The organism is Kitasatospora terrestris (assembly GCF_039542905.1).
Lineage (GTDB): Bacteria > Actinomycetota > Actinomycetes > Streptomycetales > Streptomycetaceae > Kitasatospora > Kitasatospora terrestris.
In genome coordinates this window covers 2,283,343-2,299,702 of sequence record NZ_BAABIS010000001.1, presented here as the reverse complement: position 1 = coordinate 2,299,702, position 16,360 = coordinate 2,283,343, and the positions used below count along the sequence as shown (strand labels likewise).

The window sequence follows — 16,360 nt, the reverse complement described above, 5'->3', positions numbered from 1 at the left end:
TCCCGTATGTCCCGTACCGGACGCGTTGAGCGCACCACCAAGGAGACCGCGGTCCTGGTCGAGATCGACCTCGACGGCACCGGCAAGACCGACATCTCCACGGGCGTCGGCTTCTACGACCACATGCTCGACCAGCTCGGCCGCCACGGCCTGTTCGACCTCACCGTCAAGACCGACGGCGACCTGCACATCGACACCCACCACACCATCGAGGACACCGCCCTCGCGCTCGGCGCCGCCTTCAAGCAGGCGCTCGGCGACAAGGTGGGCATCTACCGCTTCGGCAACTGCACCGTCCCGCTGGACGAGTCGCTCGCCCAGGTGACCGTCGACCTCTCCGGCCGCCCGTACCTGGTGCACACCGAGCCCGAGAACATGGCCCCCATGATCGGCTCGTACGACACCACCATGACCCGGCACATCCTGGAGTCGTTCGTGGCCCAGGCGCAGATCGCCCTGCACGTCCACGTGCCGTACGGCCGCAACGCCCACCACATCGTCGAGTGCCAGTTCAAGGCGCTCGCCCGGGCGCTGCGCTACGCCTCCGAGCGCGACCCGCGCGCGGCCGGCATCCTCCCCTCGACCAAGGGTGCACTGTGAGCAAGACCGCGATCGCCCTGATCACCGTGGGGCTGTTCCTGGCCGGCGGCTGCTACTCGTTCTGGAAGCAGAAGCTGCCCAAGGGCGTCATCGGCGTGCTCGCCATCGGCGCGGTCATGTGCCTCGCCGCCGGCGTCATGCGGCTCTAGAGACCGACGGAGACAGGAAACCGATGGGCAAGAACGTCGTGGTGCTGGACTACGGGTCCGGCAACCTCCGATCGGCGCAGCGCGCGGTGGAACGCACCGGCGCCGACGTCACCGTCACCTCCGACTTCGACGCCGCGATGAACGCCGACGGGCTGCTCGTCCCCGGCGTCGGCGCCTTCGAGGCCTGCATGCGCGGCCTCAAGGAGGTCCGCGGAGACTGGATCATCGGCCGCCGGCTCTCCGGCGGCCGCCCCGTGATGGGCATCTGCGTCGGCATGCAGATCCTCTTCGAGAAGGGCGTCGAGCACGGCGTCGAGACCGCCGGCTGCGACGAGTGGCCCGGCACCGTCGAGCCGCTGGACGCCCCGATCGTCCCGCACATGGGCTGGAACACCGTGGACGCCCCCGAGGGCAGCCGGATGTTCGCCGGGATGGACGCCGACACCCGGTTCTACTTCGTCCACTCCTACGGCGTGCGCACCTGGGAGCTGGAGGTGCACAGCGCGCGGATCAACGCGCCGCTGGTCACCTGGGCCACCCACGGGCAGCCGTTCGTCGCCGCCGTGGAGAACGGCCCGCTCTGGGCCACCCAGTTCCACCCCGAGAAGTCCGGCGACGCCGGCGCCGCCCTGCTGACCAACTGGGTCAACACCCTCTGACGCCTGGAGCACCTGATCGTGTCCCGCCTCGAACTCCTCCCCGCCGTCGACGTCCGCGACGGCCAGGCCGTCCGCCTGGTCAAGGGCGCCTCCGGCACCGAGACCTCCTTCGGCGAGCCGCTGGCCGCCGCCCTCGCCTGGCAGAACGCCGGCGCCGAGTGGCTCCACCTGGTCGACCTGGACGCCGCCTTCGGCACCGGCTCCAACCGCGAGCTGCTCGCCGAGGTCACCGGCCGCCTCGACATCAAGGTCGAGCTGTCCGGCGGCATCCGCGACGACGCCTCGCTGGCCGCCGCCCTCGCCACCGGCTGCACCCGGGTCAACCTCGGCACCGCCGCCCTGGAGACCCCCGAGTGGGTCGCCAAGGTCATCGCCGAGCACGGCGACAAGATCGCCGTCGGCCTCGACGTGGTCGGCACCACCCTGCGCGGCCGCGGCTGGACCCGTGACGGCGGCGACCTCTACGAGGTCCTCGCCCGCCTGGACTCCGAGGGCTGCGCCCGCTACGTCGTCACCGACGTCAACCGCGACGGCACGCTGACCGGCCCCAACCTGGAGCTGCTGCGCAACGTCTGCGCCGCCACCGACAAGCCCGTCGTCGCCTCCGGCGGCGTGTCGTCCCTGGACGACCTGCGGGCCATCGCCACCCTGGTTCCGGAGGGTGTCGAGGGCTCGATCGTGGGCAAGGCCCTCTACGAGCAGAAGTTCACTCTCGAAGAGGCCCTGGAGGCTGTGTCCGATGACCGAAGGATCGACTAGCGGCTCCGCCGCGGGCCCCGCTGTCACCGCCCGCGTCTCCGGTTTCTCCCCCTGGGAGGACGTGTACGGGTTCTCCCGGGCGGTGGCAGCCGGGGACTTCGTCCTCGTCTCGGGCTGCACCGCGTTCGACAACGGCCTGATCCACGGCGAGGGCGACCCGTACGAGCAGACCGTCGCCGCCTTCGGCCTGGCCCTCAAGGCCCTCGCCCACTACGGGCTGACCGAGGCGGACGTGGTCCGCACCCGGATGTACATCACCCACGTCCGCGACTCCGACGAGGTCGGCCGGGCGCACAAGAAACTCTTCGACGCGGTCCGGCCGGCCACCACCCTGGTCGTGGTCGAAGGCCTGATCGACTCCCGGATGATGGTGGAGGTCGAGGTCGACGCCCACCGCCCCGGTCTCGGCCGCACCGTCGAACACAGCAGCCTGGAAGGCAGCAACCAGCCGTGACTCTTGCCGTACGTGTCATCCCCTGCCTGGACGTCGACGCCGGGCGGGTCGTCAAGGGCGTCAACTTCCAGAACCTCCGCGACGCCGGCGACCCCGTCGAGCTCGCCAAGCTCTACGACGCCCAGGGCGCCGACGAGTTGACCTTCCTCGACATCACCGCCTCGTCCGGCGACCGGGAGACCACCTACGACGTGGTCCGGCGGACCGCCGAGCAGGTCTTCATCCCGCTCACCGTCGGCGGCGGCGTGCGGACCGTCGACGACGTCGACAAGCTGCTGCGGGCCGGCGCCGACAAGGTCGGCGTCAACACCGCCGCGATCACCCGGCCCGACCTCATCCGGGAGATCGCGGAGCGGTTCGGCCGGCAGGTGCTGGTGCTCTCCGTCGACGCCCGCCGCTGCCCCGAGGGCACCGTCACGCCGTCCGGCTTCGAGGTCACCACGCACGGCGGGCGGCAGGGCACCGGGCTCGACGCGATCGAGTGGGCCGCGCGGGCCGCGGAGCTCGGCGCCGGCGAGATCCTGCTCAACTCGATGGACGCCGACGGCACCAAGGACGGCTACGACCTGGAGATGATCCGGGCCGCCCGCAAGGCCGTCTCCATCCCCGTCATCGCCTCCGGCGGCGCCGGCAAGCTCGCCGACTTCGCCCCCGCGGTCGACGCCGGCGCGGACGCGGTGCTGGCCGCCAGCGTCTTCCACTTCGGCGACCTCACCATCGGCCAGGTCAAGGACGAACTGAAGGCCACCGGGCACCCCGTACGGTGATGCGACAGGGGCTCGCGGTGCTCCCCCGGCCTTCGGCCGGGAGGCACGCCCAACGAGCCCCTGTCGGTTCAGCTTCGCGGTTCGGGCCTCAGGAGCGCGAACCGGGCGCCGAAGGGGTCGGCCAGGACCGCGATCCGACCGACCGCCGGGTCGTCGCCGCCGCTCTCCGTCATCAGCACCGTGTACTCGACACCCGGGATCCCCGGGTCGCCGGCCCGCCGGCCGAACAGCGACCGGTGGAAGCCGACGGTCGCCTCCTGGTCGTCGGTGTGCAGCTCCGCCCGGACGAAGGTGTTGTGTCCTCGCCCACCGCGTCGAGCCCTCGGTCCCGCCCGGCTGCCAGACGGCGAACCGCCCGCCGGTGTTGTGGCGTGCGGCACGTTCCCGAGCCGTCGTCAGGCCGGCGCACCCCACCGACAACTCGGCGGGACCGGGCGGATCAGGGGAGCGGGAGCACCCGGGCGAGCGCCGCCACCGCCTCCGGCGCGCCGTCCGCGACCACCGCCGCGCGGGCTCCGCGCCCGTACGCGAACAGCACCAGCTCGCCCGGCTCGCCGGTGACGGTGACCGTCGGGCCGTCCTTCGGGCCCACCGTGGCGGTGCGGCCGTCCGGGCGGGCCAGCGTCAGCCGGACCGGCGGCTTGGCGCCGGCGCCGAACCGGACCACCATCGGCAGCCTCTTCCAGAGCGCGTCCGCGAGCCGCGGGTCCGGCTCCGCGGGTGACGGGTCGTCGCCCGCCCGGCGGACGTCCTCGGCGTGGACGAAGTACTCGATCAGGTTGGCCGCCTCGTCCGCGCCCGGAAGGGCGAACAGCGACACCGTCGGCGGCCCCGACCGGAAGGTCCGCACCAGTTCCTCGTACGGGCGGGCGGCGTAGCCGTCCTGCACCCGCTGCGTCCACCCGGCCAGCGCCTTCACCTGGATCCCGGCGGCGGCGTCCATCCGCCGCTCCCGCAGCACCAGGTGGGCCGCCATGTCCCTGGTCGTCCACCCCGCACACAGCGTCCCGGCGTCCGGCCCCGCCGCCTCCAGCAGCCCGGCCAGTCGCTCCCGCTCACCCCGCGCAAATGTCATGGCGCCAACCATAGAACCGCCCCCGGACGCGCGGTCTTGAAGGTCCGCCGTCGGCGGAGGATCGTGGAGGCACGGCCGGGCACGGGCCGGCGGGCGGTCGAGTCCGAGGGGGGCCGGGAGACTGCCATGACGTTCGTGCAGATCGTCGAGTGCAAGACCGACCAGGTCGACGCCCTCAACAACCTGATGGACACCTGGGTGGAGCGGACCCGGGGCCGGCGGACCGCCACCCACTCGATCGTCGGCACGGACCGCGACGACATGCGGCACGTGGTCGAGATCGTCGAGTTCCCCTCCTACGAAGAGGCGATGCGCAACTCGGACCTGCCGGAGACCGACCGGATCTTCCGCGAGATGGTCGCGCTCTGCGACGAACCGCCCACCTTCACCAACCTCGACGTGGTCCGCGACGAGCAGCTCAACAAGGAGCTGGCGATGCGGTTCTTCGCCGTCGCCAGTGGCCCCGACGACGTGATGATCGACGACTTCGTCGCCGCCGACTACCGCGACAGCGACCCGGCCGCCCCGCAGCAGAACCGCAGCCGCGAGGACCTCGAGCAGACCATGCGGATGTGGCGCGGCGCCTTCGACCTCACCATGGACGTCGAGGACATGATGGCCGAGGGCGACAAGGTCTGCTGCCGGTGGTCGCTGCGCGGCAAGCACACCGGAGAGTTCATGGGCCTGCCGGCCACCGACAAGGTGGTCGAGGTGACCGGCACGACCATGATGCGCTTCGCCGACGGCCGGCTGGCGGAGTCCTGGTGGCAGTGGGACAACGCCGGCATGCTGCGGCAGCTCGGCCTGATCAAGATGTAGCGGCTACTTCAGGTGCCCGGTCAGCTTCCGGCCGTGCTGCTGGTTGCTGACGGTCATCGTGCAGGTGGCCTCGTGCATGCCCTGCTTGTAGAAGTCCAGGTACGGGCCGATCGGGAAGCCGTAGTAGGGGCCGCCGCCGCCCTGGCGCTGCTCCCACTCGGCCAGCAGGGCCTTGCACAGCTCGCGCAGGGTGCGGCCGATCAGGGCGTCGTTGGTGAGCCCGTCGGGCAGGACCACGTTGGCGATCGCCTCACCGTCGTGGGCCTGCTCGCACGGACGCGCCTCGGCGCGCGTGATCGCCTCGCTGAGCTGCGGGTGGTCGAAGCAGGTGCCCGGCGTGAAGTACGGGTACGGCAGCACCCGGGACGGGCTCGGCGAGGGGCTGGGGGAGGCGCTCGGCGGCGGGGGCAGGGCCTGCTTCCCCTTCCCGTCCGGCCACAGCAGGACGGCCACGCCGACCACCAGCACCAGCACGGCGGCCACCACGGCCCGGATCCGTCGCTCGCCCACCCCGACCCCCTCAGTTCCAGCGGCTGCCCATTGTGACCGCAGAGCCGGGGCGGCGTCAGGGGTTCGGCGCTACTGCCCGTCGTCGAGGGCGGCGAGGTGCCGCTCCACCGACGCGACCTTGGCGGTCAGGCCGCCGGTCACCCCCACCCGGTCGTCGATCTTGATCACGGTGGAGACCCGGTTGCTGTACGCCTTCACGGCCTCGATCGCGGCCCGCACCACCGGCATCACCTCGTCCCACTCGCCCTCGACGCTGGTGAACATGGCGTCCGTCCGGTTCGGCAGCCCACTCGCCCGCACCACCTTCACGGCGGCGGCCACCGCCTCACCGACGTCCTCCCCGATCCCCAGCGGCGTCACCGAGAACGCGACGATCATCCTGGTGCTCCTTCACTCCCGACGTCCGACTCCGGTCACCCTACAAACGCGGTAGTACGCTGTCGGGCGGCACGGCCCGGTTCGAAGGGTCGAATTTCATGCGGGTCGGAATCGTCGGGCACGAGGGGCTCTCCGAGATCTCCGAGATGCTCGTCCGGGGTGAGCTCTGGCGGCTCGTCACGTCGTACGGCGCGTACGACCTGGTCGGCGTCGGCTGCCTGGCCGAGGGGCCGGAGACGTGGTTCGCGCAGGCGGTGGTGGACCACGGCGGCAAGATCGAGGCGATCGTCTCGGCGAGTGCCGGGCGGGTCGGGGCGTTCGGCGGCGAGGGGTGTTCGCGCACCCGGCGGCGGCTGCTCAACGAGGCGAACGCGGTGCACCGGCTGGCGGCCGAGGAGGTCGGCGGGCTGGGGGACGACACCTGCCGGGCGCTGGTCGGCATGGTCGAGGAGCTGATCGCGGTGTGGGACGGCGAACCCGGCAGCGGACCGGCGCGGGTGGTCGAGGCGGCGCAGCGGGCCGGGCTGTACGTCCAGGTGGTGTGGCCGGACGGCTGCGAGAGCCCGCGTCCGCGTCCGTAGCGGTGTCCGCCGGTTGGGAAGGCGCGTCGTCGGGGGCGTGGGGCCTGCGAGAATGACGGCATGTCCAGTTCTCCCGCCGCCCCCGGTTCCACGTCCCTCGACCCGGCGATCGCGGCCCGCCTCAAGCGCACCGAGGACGGCCTGCTGCCCGCCGTCGCCCAGCAGTACGACACCGGCGAGGTGTTGATGCTCGGCTGGATGGACGACGAGGCGCTGCACCGCACCCTGACCACCGGCCGCTGCACGTACTGGAGCCGCAGCCGGAGCGAGTACTGGGTGAAGGGCGACACCTCGGGCCACGTCCAGCACGTGAAGAGCGTGGCGCTGGACTGCGACGGCGACACCCTGCTGGTCCAGGTCGACCAGGTCGGCGCCGCCTGCCACACCGGCGACCGGACGTGCTTCGACGCCGACGTCCTGACGGCCGCTCGCTAACCTTGCCCCACCTGTCCGATCCCCACTGTCCGATCGACCGAACGGTGCCGCCCGCCATGGACCTCGCCGCCTTCCGTACGCTCGCCGCAGACACCCGGGTCATCCCGGTGACCCGCCGCCTCCTCGCGGACGGCCTCACCCCGATCGGCGTCTACCGCTCGCTCGCCGCCGAGCGGCCCGGCACCTTCCTGCTGGAGTCCGCCGAGCAGGGCCGCAGCTGGTCCCGCTACTCCTTCGTCGGGGTGCGCAGCGGCGCCGTGCTGACCGTCGACGAGCAGGGCGGGGCCCGCTGGCTGGGCGAGCCGCCGGTCGGCATCCCGCGGGCCGGCGACCCGCTGGAGGTGCTGCGCGCGACGCTGGAGGCGCTGCACACGCCGCGGCACACCGACGACGGGCTGCCGCCGCTGACCGGCGGCCTGGTCGGCTACCTGGGCTACGACGTGGTGCGGCGGCTGGAGAAGCTGCCGCAGCTGACGCCCGACGACCTGAAGCTGCCGGAGCTGACGCTGCTGCTGGCGACCGACCTGGCGGTGCTGGACCACGTCGACGGGACGGTCACCCTGATCGCCAACGCGGTCAACCACAACGACCTGGCGACCGGCGTCGAGGACGCGTACGCCGACGCGGTGGCCCGGCTGGACACGATGGAGGCCGACCTGCGCAGGCCGGTCGACCCCGGGCTCGCCACCTTCACCCCGACCGGCGCGGACGCCCACTCGCCGTTCGGCGGGGAGCCGTACCGCAAGGCGGTCGAGGTGGTGAAGGAGCGGATCCGGGCCGGCGAGGCGTTCCAGGTGGTGCCCTCGCAGCGTTTCGAGGCGCCCTGCCCGGCCTCGGCCCTGGACGTGTACCGGGTGCTGCGCACCACCAACCCCAGCCCGTACATGTACCTGTTCCGCTTCCCCGGGCCGGACGGCGGCGCGGAGGGCGGCTTCGACGTGGTCGGGTCCAGCCCGGAGGCGCTGGTGAAGGTCGCCGAGGGCGAGGCGATGCTGCACCCGATCGCCGGCACCCGGCACCGCGGCGCCACCCCGCACGAGGACGCCGAGCTCGCGGCCGAGCTGCTCGCCGACCCCAAGGAGCGGGCGGAGCACCTGATGCTGGTCGACCTGGGCCGCAACGACCTCGGGCGGGTCTGCGAGCCCGGCTCGGTCGAGGTGGTGGAGTTCATGCAGGTCGAGCGGTACAGCCACGTGATGCACATCGTCTCCACGGTCACCGGGAAGGTCGCGCCGGGCCGCAGCGCGCTGGACGTGCTCACCGCGTGCTTCCCCGCCGGGACGCTCTCGGGGGCGCCCAAGCCGCGGGCCATGCAGATCATCGAGGAGCTGGAGCCGACCCGCCGCGGGCTGTACGGCGGCTGCGTCGGCTACCTGGACTTCGCGGGCGACTCGGACACCGCGATCGCGATCCGCACGGCCGTGATCCGCGACAGCACCGCCTACGTCCAGGCGGGCGCGGGCGTGGTCGCCGACTCCGACCCGCACGCGGAGGACACCGAGTGCCGCAACAAGGCCGCGGCGGTCCTCCGCGCGGTCGCCACCGCGGCGACCATCGCCTAGATGATTGATGCCAAGGGCTCGCTGGCACGCATGACATGAAGCGAGGGAGTCCAAAGGTCGGTTGTGACGCCTAACCTGGACTCCCTCGCGACCGCACTCTACGTGAAGACCGACGACCTGCTGAAGGAATCGCCGTACCTGGCGCCGTGGCGCCCCGCTGTCGGCATCGCACCCCGGCTCACGGACGCGGAACTGGTCACCCTCGCGGTGATGCAGGCACTCCTCGGCTTCACCTCCGAACGCCGCTGGATCCGCCACGCCTCGTCCCATCTGCGGCACCTGTTCCCCTACCTGCCCGGGCAGTCCGGCTACAACCGGCGGCTGCGCAAGGCCGCCGACCTGATCGCCCAGGTCAACCGCCTCCTCGCGACGGACACCTCCCTGTGGACCGACACCGTGTGGGTCGTCGACTCCACGCCGGTGGAGTGCGGGCGCTCCCGCGAGACCGCAAAGCGCTCGGACCTGGCCGGATGGGCCGAGTACGGCTACTGCGCCAGCCACTCCCGGTACTTCTGGGGCCTGCGCCTGCACCTGGTGTGCACCCTGCAGGGCCTGCCCGTCGCCTTCACTCTCACCGGAGCGAAGGCCGACGAGCGGCAGACCCTGCTCGGCATGCTCCACACCGAACCCGGCCTCGTCGCTGCCCGCCCGGGCCAGACCCTCATCGCCGACCGGCACTACTACGGCCGCGCCTTCGAACACGAACTGGCTGAGTGGGGCGTCCACCTGCTGCGGCCGGCCCGCAGGGGCGAACCCCCGCGAGCCGGATCCGCCCTGTTCAAACCGCTCCGACAGGTCATCGAGTCCGTCAACCAGACCTTCAAGGCCCAACTCGACCTCGAACGCCACCAAGGCCGCACCCCGGGCGGTGTCATGGCCCGCGTCCTACAACGCATCCTCGCCCTGACCTGCGCGATCTGGCACAACGACCGCACCGGCCAGCCCATCATGCGCTCGCTGACCGCCTATGACCACTAACCCTTCGCATCATTCATCTAGGGGCTGCCCCTGTCGGGGCCCGGCGTTCGCGGTGCGATAGTTGTCCGGTGACTCAGAACCGCCGTTCGCTCTCGTTGATGCTGCTGCTGACCGTCGCCGGTGCCGTGCTGGTGCTGACGGCGGTGGGGCGGACGTGGGCGGAAGGGGTGGTCACCGGGGTCGACGGCGGGCGGCTGGAGGTCGCCGCCCCGGGCAGCCGGCTGACCGGCCTGCCCGGCGGGCTGGCCCTGGTGGCGCTCGCCGCGGCGGTCGCGGTGTTCGCGGTGCGCGGCCGGGCGCGGGCCGCGGTCGGCGTGCTGACCGTGCTGGCCGGGCTGGGCGCGGCCGCGGGCGCGCTGATCGGCGCGCGGGACACCGCCGGCCTGGACGCCGTGGCGGCGGCCAAGCTGGCGCTGGCCGGTGCGCAGGCGGCCGAGGTGACCCGGACGGTGTGGCCGTGGGTGGCGCTGGCCGGCGGGCTGCTGCTGGCGCTGGCGGGCGCGGCCACGGTGCGGTTCGGCGCGCACTGGCCGGCCATGGGCAGCCGCTACGAGGCGCCCTCCCGGACGGCCCGGCCGAGCACCGACTCCCCGGCCGACCTGTGGAAGGCGCTGGACCGCGGCGAGGACCCGACCACCACCTGAGACCCCGCGGGCGGCGAAACCGAGACGCAGATCTCACCGCCCGGACCGGGGCCCCGCTTGGGCCTCCCGCAGGCGGACCGGCACAATGGATGCGTCAACCCGTCGAGCGCCTCACCGCCGCCCGGCAGGGCCCCGGAGAACAAGGAGCACCATCAGATGTCGAAGGCTGCGCACGGCCACACTCCCGCCGCCTGGACCGGCGTCACCATCGCCTTCGTCGGCTTCTGCGTCAGCGGCGTCGCGATGATCATTCCGAACATCCTGCTCTTCTGGGCCGGTATCGCGGTCATCGTGATCGCCGGTGTCGTGGGCAAGGCGATGTCGATCGCCGGCATGGGCAAGCAGCCCAGCAAGAACTTCGCCCCGGTCGCCGAGGAGCGCACCCCGGTCGCCGCGGGCTGACCACGCGACGCAGTCGGAACGGCGGGCCGCCACGCCCGCCGTTCGGCGTTCCGGGTGAAATGCGCGCGGGCGGGGGCACAATCGTCGGCGTGAACGCTCCCGCCACCCCGGCCCCGGGCCAGAAGAGTTCCGCGCTGCGCCGGCTGGTCCGCCCCGTCGCCGCGCTGACCGCGGTCGCGGTGCCCACCGCGTACGTGGCGCTGGTGGACCCGAACACCCCCGGCCACTACCCGGTCTGCCCGGTGCTGCAGGCGACCGGCTGGTGGTGCCCGGGCTGTGGCGGACTGCGCGCCGTGCACGCGCTGACCAGGGGGGACCTCACCGCGGCGGGCCACGACAATCTGCTGGTGCTGGTCCTGGCGATCGTGCTCGGGGTGCTGTGGGTGCGCTGGGCGTGGACGGCACTGACCGGCGGGACGGCGCCGGGCGCGCGGATCGGGCTGCGGCAGACGGTGCTGCTGACGGTGGTGCTGGGCCTGTTCACGGTGGTCCGCAACCTGCCGGTGGGGGCGGGGCTGGCGCCGCCGGCGGTGTGAACCGGCGCCCGGGGTGGTCCGCTCCGCGAGACGCGCGCCGGACGGATGCGCTTCGCGCCCCCTGTGACCGATACCATCGAAGGGCCAACGGGGGTGTCGGACGCATGATCCTCACCGGATCGTGCGAGTCACCCTCCTGGTCTTGACCGTCTGCCGGAACCGGGGAGAGCCCGTCTCGCCCCGGCCGCCGGCCAGCAACATGATGGGGGCCTCCTGTGAGTGTGCTCGACGAGATCATCGTCGGGGTCCGTGAGGACCTCGCCGAGCGACAGGCCCGGGTCCCGCTGGACGAGCTGAAGGAGCTCGCCGCGAAGGCGCCCGAGGCCAAGGACGGCGTGGCCGCCCTGCGTGGCGACGGCGTCCGGGTGATCTGTGAGGTCAAGCGTTCCAGCCCGTCCAAGGGCGCCCTCGCGGCGATCGCCGACCCGGCCGCCCTGGCCGCGGACTACGCGGCCGGCGGCGCCGCGGCGATCAGCGTGCTCACCGAGCAGCGCCGCTTCGGCGGCTCGCTCGCCGACCTCGACGCGGTCCGCGCCGCGGTGGACACCCCGCTCCTGCGCAAGGACTTCATCGTCACCGCGTACCAGCTGTGGGAGGCCCGCGCGCACGGCGCCGACCTCGCGCTGCTGATCGTCGCGGCGCTGGACCAGCCCGCGCTGGTCTCGCTGATCGAGCGGGCCGAGTCGATCGGGCTCACCCCGCTGGTGGAGGTCCACGACGAGGAGGAGATCGCCCGCGCGGTCGACGCCGGCGCGCGGATCATCGGGGTCAACGCCCGCAACCTGAAGACCCTCGAGGTCGACCGCAACACCTTCGGCAACGTGGTGGACGCCATCCCGGCGCACATCGTCAAGGTCGCCGAGTCCGGCATCCGCGGCCCGCACGACCTGATCACCTACGCCAACCAGGGCGCCGACGCGGTGCTGGTGGGCGAGTCGCTGGTGACCGGCAAGGACCCGAAGGCGGCCGTCGCCGACCTGGTCGCGGCCGGCGCCCACCCCGCGCTGCGCAACCCCGGGCGGAGCTGAAAGAAGGCCATGTCGCTCGCTTCCCGTCTCGCCCCCGGCTGCCGCCCGCGCGGCTGCCGCGCGCCCGCACGCCGGGTGCTGGGACGGCGGGTGCGGTACGTGATCGGCTGTGAGCCCGGTCAGGTGCCGGGCCGCCGATGGCGCAGGACGCGCGGCTGACGCCGCTGTTCGCCCTTTCCTGCCCAGCCATCACTTCAGCGAGGACTCCTCCATGTCCGAGAACTACCTTCCGGGTACCCAAGTCCCGGATGCCCGCGGCTACTTCGGCGCGTACGGCGGCCGCTTCATCCCGGAGGCGCTGGTCGCCGCCGTCGAGCAGGTCGCCGAGGAGTACGAGAAGGCCAAGGCCGACCCGGCCTTCGCCGCCGAGCTCGACGCCCTGCTCAAGGACTACACCGGCCGGCCCAGCCCGCTGACCGACGTCCACCGCTTCTCCGCCGAGGCGGGCGGCGCGCGGGTCCTGCTCAAGCGCGAGGACCTCAACCACACCGGCTCGCACAAGATCAACAACGTGCTGGGCCAGGCGCTGCTCACCAAGCGCATGGGCAAGACCCGGATCATCGCCGAGACCGGCGCCGGCCAGCACGGCGTGGCCACCGCCACCGCCTGCGCGCTGTTCGGCTTCGACTGCACCGTCTACATGGGCGAGGTCGACACCCAGCGCCAGGCGCTGAACGTCGCCCGGATGCGGATGCTGGGCGCCGAGGTCGTCGCGGTGAAGTCCGGCAGCCGCACGCTCAAGGACGCGATCAACGAGGCGTTCCGCGACTGGGTCGCCAACGTGGACTCCACGCACTACCTGTTCGGCACGGTGGCCGGCCCGCACCCGTTCCCGATGATGGTCCGCGACTTCCACCGGGTGATCGGCGTCGAGGCCCGCCGGCAGGTGCTGGACCGCACCGGCCGGCTCCCCGACGCGGTCGTCGCCTGCGTCGGCGGCGGCTCCAACGCGATGGGCATCTTCCACGAGTTCATCCCGGACGCCGGCGTGCGCCTGATCGGCTGCGAGGCGGCCGGCGAGGGCGCCGAGACCCCGAAGCACGCCGCCACCCTGACCAAGGGCGACCCGGGCGTGCTGCACGGCTCCCGCACCTACGTCCTGCAGGACGAGGACGGCCAGACCATCGAGTCGCACTCGATCTCGGCCGGTCTGGACTACCCGGGCGTCGGCCCGGAGCACGCGTGGCTGAAGGACAGCGGGCGGGCCGAGTACCGGCCGGTCACCGACGACCAGGCGATGCAGGCGCTGCGGCTGCTCTCCCGCACCGAGGGCATCATCCCGGCGATCGAGAGCGCCCACGCGCTGGCCGGCGCCCTGGAGCTCGGCCGCGAGCTCGGCCCGGAGGCCACGATCCTGGTGTCGCTCTCCGGCCGCGGGGACAAGGACATGCACACCGCCGCCGAGTACTTCGGCCTCTACGACGCCGCCAACGGGGGTAAGTGACCATGGCCTCGAAGCTCACCGAGACCCTCGCCGCGGCCAAGGCCGAGGACCGCGCCGCGCTGATCGGCTACCTGCCGGCCGGCTTCCCCACCGTGGACGGCGGCATCCGCGCGGTCGGCGCCCTGATCGAGGGCGGCTGCGACGTGGTCGAGATCGGCCTGCCGCACTCCGACCCGGTCCTCGACGGCGCCACCATCCAGACCGCCGACGACATCGCGCTCAAGGGCGGTGTCCGGATCAAGGACGTGCTGCGCACGGTCGCCGAGGTGGCCGCCGCGCACCCCGCCGCGCCGGTGCTGGTCATGACCTACTGGAACCCGGTCGACCGCTACGGGGTCGCCCGGTTCGCCGCCGACCTGGCCGCCGCGGGCGGCTCCGGCGTGATCCTGCCGGACCTGCCGGTCGAGGAGTCCGAGGAGTGGCGCAAGGCGGCGGGCGAGCACGGCCTCGACACCGTCTTCGTGGTCGCCCCCAGCAGCAAGGACCCCCGCCTGGCGGAGGTCACCGCGGCCGGCTCCGGCTTCGTGTACGCGGCCGCCGTCATGGGCGTCACCGGCACCCGGGCCCAGGTCGGCAACCTCGCCGAGGACCTGGTCGCCCGCACCCGGGCCACCACCGACCTGCCGGTCTGCGTCGGCCTCGGCGTCTCCAACGCCGCCCAGGCCGCGGAGGTCGCCGGCTTCGCCGACGGCGTGATCGTCGGCTCCGCCTTCGTCCAGCGCATCCTCGACGCCGACGGCGACGAGGAGGCCGGCCTGGCGGCGGTCCGCGAGCTCGCCGCGGACCTGGCGGCGGGCGTCCGGAAGAAGTAGTCCGCGAGGAAGCAGCCCCACCGGGCAGGAAGCAGTCCACCAGGGCCCGGGGCACCGACACGACGGTGTCCCGGGCCCTCGTGCTGCTCGAACTGCGGCGCCCCGGTGCCCGTGCGACGGTGAGAACTCCACCACCCCGAGCACGAAGGAGTGCCCATGCAGGCCGACGACCTCACCGACGACGTGCTGCGCCGACTGCGCGAGCCGAGGTCCTACCCGGCGGTCTCGCTCACCCTCCCGACCCACCGGCGCGAGCCCGACAACGCGCAGGACCCGGTCCGGCTGCGCAACGTCCTGGCCGAGGCCGGCAGCCGGGTCGACGCCGACCCGCAGATCTCCCGGCAGGACCGGATCGACCTGCTGGCCAACCTGGAGCGGGCGGCCGGCGAGGCGGACCTGCGGCACGCCAGGGACGGCCTGGTGGTCTTCGCCACCCCGTCGGAGTACCAGCTGTGGAGCCTGCCGCGGGAGGTCCCCGAGCGGGTGGTGCTCAGCGACACCTTCCTGACCCGCAACCTGGTCGCCGCCCGGGCCCAGGCCCGCCCGTACTGGGTGCTCGCGGTCGCCGCGGACCGGGCCACCCTGTGGAGCGGCGTCGAGCAGGAGCTGGAGCAGCACCGCGACGACGGCTTCCCGGCGGCACCGGAGCCGGTGCAGTGGGACGTCCAGCGCGAGGAGCGCACCGGCGGCAAGCCGAGCACCTTCATGGACGAGGAGACCCGGCAGTTCCTGCGGACCGTGGACGCCTCGCTGGCCGCCGTGCTGGAGGCCGACCCCCGGCCGCTGTACGTGGTGGGCCTGGCCCAGGCGGTGAGCCTGCTGGCCGAGCTCGGCGCCGCCTCCCGGAACCCGGCCGCGACGGTGCTCAAGGGCGGCCTGCAGGACGGCCCCGCGGCCGCGCTGCTGGAGGCGGTGGCCCCGGCGGTCAAGGAGGTCCGCGAGGAGCGGCGGCGCCGGATCGAGCAGGCGCTCGACGAGGCGCGCGGACGCAAGACCTTCGCGGCCGGGCTGGACGAGATCTGGGAGGCGGTGCGGGCGGGCCGGGTCGACATGCTCGCCGTCGAGGAGCACTACCAGCAGACCGTGAAGGTGGCGGACGGCCACCTGGCCCCGGTGAACGGGGAGGCCGCCTCGCCCACCGCCTGGGAGCAGGGCGTGCGCACCGACATCGTCGACGAGGTGGTGGAGACCGCCCTGGACGGCGGCGCCGAGGTGGTCTTCCTGCCCGACGACCGGCTCGCCGACCACGGGCGGATCGCCGCCGTGCTGCGGTTCTGACCGCCGGGCCCGGAACCGATCGGGTGAAAACCCGCGGGAGTTCGCATCACCGTGCGCGGGGGTGCAGTTGAGTCGGTGAAACGTTCGTCGGCGAAAGGGCTGGCCGTGCCGTACCTGCACCGTTCCGTGCTGGCCCGGGCGGCCGCCGCCGCGCTGGCGCTGGGGGCGGCGTTCGGCGTGGAGACCGCGGTGGAGGACGCGCTGGCCAGGCGGGGCGCGGAGCGTGCGCAGCACGACGAGTACGTCTGCCACCAGATGACCCGGCTGGCCGGCGAGGTGCGGGCCAGCCGTTCGGGGCCGGACGGCCGCCCGCCGCTGGGCGGGATGGTGCCGCCGTCCCGCTGCGCGGCCGCCGCGCGGGGTCGCTGAATTCGGACATCCGCTCGGTTTTGCTCCCTCAAACGGCTTAATTCGCCAATGCGGAGGAACCGTAAGTCTTCCCCTACGGTTCATCAGGCAGGAGTACGGCCCGATGAATTTCCGAGGGGGA

At 73.0% G+C, this 16,360-nt stretch carries 24 protein-coding genes; 20 read left to right on the top strand and 4 right to left on the bottom strand.

What is annotated here, in order from left to right; all coding sequences use genetic code 11:
* Nucleotides 1-6: 6 nt before the first annotated feature.
* The 6 genes from hisB to hisF are packed head-to-tail and all read left to right on the top strand — an operon-like array spanning nt 7 to nt 3,388.
* Nucleotides 7-600, top strand: coding sequence for an imidazoleglycerol-phosphate dehydratase HisB (gene hisB, locus ABEB06_RS10610; RefSeq protein WP_345696576.1), 594 nt, complete (start codon nt 7-9; stop codon nt 598-600).
* Nucleotides 597-749 carry a hypothetical protein gene (locus ABEB06_RS10605; protein ID WP_345696575.1) on the top strand — a complete coding sequence of 51 codons (153 nt, stop codon included), beginning with the start codon at nt 597-599 and terminating at the stop codon, nt 747-749. Before hisB ends, ABEB06_RS10605 begins: the two co-directional genes overlap by 4 nt.
* Nucleotides 750-772: 23 nt before the next feature.
* Nucleotides 773-1,408: an imidazole glycerol phosphate synthase subunit HisH gene (gene hisH / locus ABEB06_RS10600; protein ID WP_345696574.1), complete on the top strand. Its 636-nt coding sequence runs from the start codon at nt 773-775 to the stop codon at nt 1,406-1,408.
* Between the two features lie 18 nt (nt 1,409-1,426).
* Nucleotides 1,427-2,167, top strand: a complete 741-nt coding sequence (gene priA, locus ABEB06_RS10595; protein ID WP_345696573.1) for a bifunctional 1-(5-phosphoribosyl)-5-((5-phosphoribosylamino)methylideneamino)imidazole-4-carboxamide isomerase/phosphoribosylanthranilate isomerase PriA — start codon at nt 1,427-1,429, stop codon at nt 2,165-2,167.
* Nucleotides 2,148-2,621 carry a RidA family protein gene (locus ABEB06_RS10590; RefSeq protein ID WP_345696572.1) on the top strand — a complete coding sequence of 158 codons (474 nt, stop codon included), beginning with the start codon at nt 2,148-2,150 and terminating at the stop codon, nt 2,619-2,621. Before priA ends, ABEB06_RS10590 begins: the two co-directional genes overlap by 20 nt.
* Nucleotides 2,618-3,388, top strand: a complete 771-nt coding sequence (gene hisF, locus ABEB06_RS10585) for an imidazole glycerol phosphate synthase subunit HisF (protein WP_345696571.1) — start codon at nt 2,618-2,620, stop codon at nt 3,386-3,388. The genes ABEB06_RS10590 and hisF overlap by 4 nt, the downstream gene beginning before the upstream one ends.
* Before the next feature lie 68 nt (nt 3,389-3,456).
* Here the strand turns inward: hisF and ABEB06_RS10580 are convergent, their stop codons facing one another.
* Nucleotides 3,457-3,768, bottom strand: coding sequence for a VOC family protein (locus ABEB06_RS10580; RefSeq protein ID WP_345696570.1), 312 nt, complete (start codon nt 3,766-3,768; stop codon nt 3,457-3,459).
* A gap of 59 nt (nt 3,769-3,827) precedes the next feature.
* Complete coding sequence (locus tag ABEB06_RS10575; RefSeq protein WP_345696569.1) at nt 3,828-4,463, bottom strand: TIGR03085 family metal-binding protein; 636 nt, start codon at nt 4,461-4,463, stop codon at nt 3,828-3,830.
* 126 nt (nt 4,464-4,589) lie between these two features.
* Between ABEB06_RS10575 and ABEB06_RS10570 the strand changes: the two genes are divergently transcribed.
* Nucleotides 4,590-5,282: an ester cyclase gene (locus ABEB06_RS10570; RefSeq protein WP_345696568.1), complete on the top strand. Its 693-nt coding sequence runs from the start codon at nt 4,590-4,592 to the stop codon at nt 5,280-5,282.
* 3 nt (nt 5,283-5,285) lie between these two features.
* Here ABEB06_RS10570 and ABEB06_RS10565 read toward each other — a convergent pair whose 3' ends face one another.
* Together ABEB06_RS10565 and ABEB06_RS10560 are read right to left on the bottom strand one after the other, a co-directional pair.
* On the bottom strand, nt 5,286-5,792 hold the full coding sequence (locus ABEB06_RS10565; protein ID WP_345696567.1) for a hypothetical protein: 507 nt from the start codon (nt 5,790-5,792) through the stop codon (nt 5,286-5,288).
* A gap of 69 nt (nt 5,793-5,861) precedes the next feature.
* Nucleotides 5,862-6,170 carry an MTH1187 family thiamine-binding protein gene (locus ABEB06_RS10560; protein ID WP_345696566.1) on the bottom strand — a complete coding sequence of 103 codons (309 nt, stop codon included), beginning with the start codon at nt 6,168-6,170 and terminating at the stop codon, nt 5,862-5,864.
* Nucleotides 6,171-6,268: 98 nt separating this feature from the next.
* On the opposite strand from ABEB06_RS10560, the gene ABEB06_RS10555 reads away from it, so the two are divergent.
* From ABEB06_RS10555 to ABEB06_RS10500, 13 genes are all read left to right on the top strand, one after another.
* A complete protein-coding gene (locus ABEB06_RS10555; protein ID WP_345696565.1) occupies nt 6,269-6,751 on the top strand; it encodes a hypothetical protein in 483 nt (160 codons plus the stop codon).
* Nucleotides 6,752-6,811: 60 nt separating this feature from the next.
* Nucleotides 6,812-7,186: a phosphoribosyl-AMP cyclohydrolase gene (gene hisI, locus ABEB06_RS10550; RefSeq protein WP_345696564.1), complete on the top strand. Its 375-nt coding sequence runs from the start codon at nt 6,812-6,814 to the stop codon at nt 7,184-7,186.
* A gap of 56 nt (nt 7,187-7,242) precedes the next feature.
* Nucleotides 7,243-8,748, top strand: coding sequence for an anthranilate synthase component I (locus ABEB06_RS10545; protein ID WP_345696563.1), 1,506 nt, complete (start codon nt 7,243-7,245; stop codon nt 8,746-8,748).
* 63 nt (nt 8,749-8,811) lie between these two features.
* Nucleotides 8,812-9,726 (top strand): IS982 family transposase, encoded by a 915-nt coding sequence (locus tag ABEB06_RS10540; RefSeq protein ID WP_345694694.1) that lies wholly within the window; start codon nt 8,812-8,814, stop codon nt 9,724-9,726.
* Between the two features lie 68 nt (nt 9,727-9,794).
* On the top strand, nt 9,795-10,370 hold the full coding sequence (locus ABEB06_RS10535; RefSeq protein ID WP_345696562.1) for a TIGR02234 family membrane protein: 576 nt from the start codon (nt 9,795-9,797) through the stop codon (nt 10,368-10,370).
* Nucleotides 10,371-10,526: 156 nt separating this feature from the next.
* Nucleotides 10,527-10,772 carry an HGxxPAAW family protein gene (locus ABEB06_RS10530; protein WP_345696561.1) on the top strand — a complete coding sequence of 82 codons (246 nt, stop codon included), beginning with the start codon at nt 10,527-10,529 and terminating at the stop codon, nt 10,770-10,772.
* 89 nt (nt 10,773-10,861) lie between these two features.
* Complete coding sequence (locus tag ABEB06_RS10525) at nt 10,862-11,308, top strand: DUF2752 domain-containing protein (protein WP_345696560.1); 447 nt, start codon at nt 10,862-10,864, stop codon at nt 11,306-11,308.
* Nucleotides 11,309-11,523: 215 nt separating this feature from the next.
* Nucleotides 11,524-12,336, top strand: coding sequence for an indole-3-glycerol phosphate synthase TrpC (gene trpC / locus ABEB06_RS10520; RefSeq protein WP_345696559.1), 813 nt, complete (start codon nt 11,524-11,526; stop codon nt 12,334-12,336).
* Nucleotides 12,337-12,345: 9 nt separating this feature from the next.
* On the top strand, nt 12,346-12,495 hold the full coding sequence (gene trpM / locus ABEB06_RS39345; RefSeq protein WP_393075025.1) for a tryptophan biosynthesis modulator TrpM: 150 nt from the start codon (nt 12,346-12,348) through the stop codon (nt 12,493-12,495).
* 52 nt (nt 12,496-12,547) lie between these two features.
* A complete protein-coding gene (gene trpB, locus ABEB06_RS10515) occupies nt 12,548-13,780 on the top strand; it encodes a tryptophan synthase subunit beta (RefSeq protein ID WP_345696558.1) in 1,233 nt (410 codons plus the stop codon).
* Nucleotides 13,781-13,782: 2 nt separating this feature from the next.
* Complete coding sequence (gene trpA, locus ABEB06_RS10510) at nt 13,783-14,592, top strand: tryptophan synthase subunit alpha (protein WP_345696557.1); 810 nt, start codon at nt 13,783-13,785, stop codon at nt 14,590-14,592.
* Between the two features lie 156 nt (nt 14,593-14,748).
* Nucleotides 14,749-15,870 carry a baeRF3 domain-containing protein gene (locus ABEB06_RS10505; protein ID WP_345696556.1) on the top strand — a complete coding sequence of 374 codons (1,122 nt, stop codon included), beginning with the start codon at nt 14,749-14,751 and terminating at the stop codon, nt 15,868-15,870.
* 75 nt (nt 15,871-15,945) lie between these two features.
* Entirely contained in the window at nt 15,946-16,239 is a 294-nt protein-coding gene (locus ABEB06_RS10500) for a hypothetical protein (RefSeq protein ID WP_345696555.1), read from the top strand.
* The last annotated feature ends 121 nt before the right edge of the window (nt 16,240-16,360 follow it).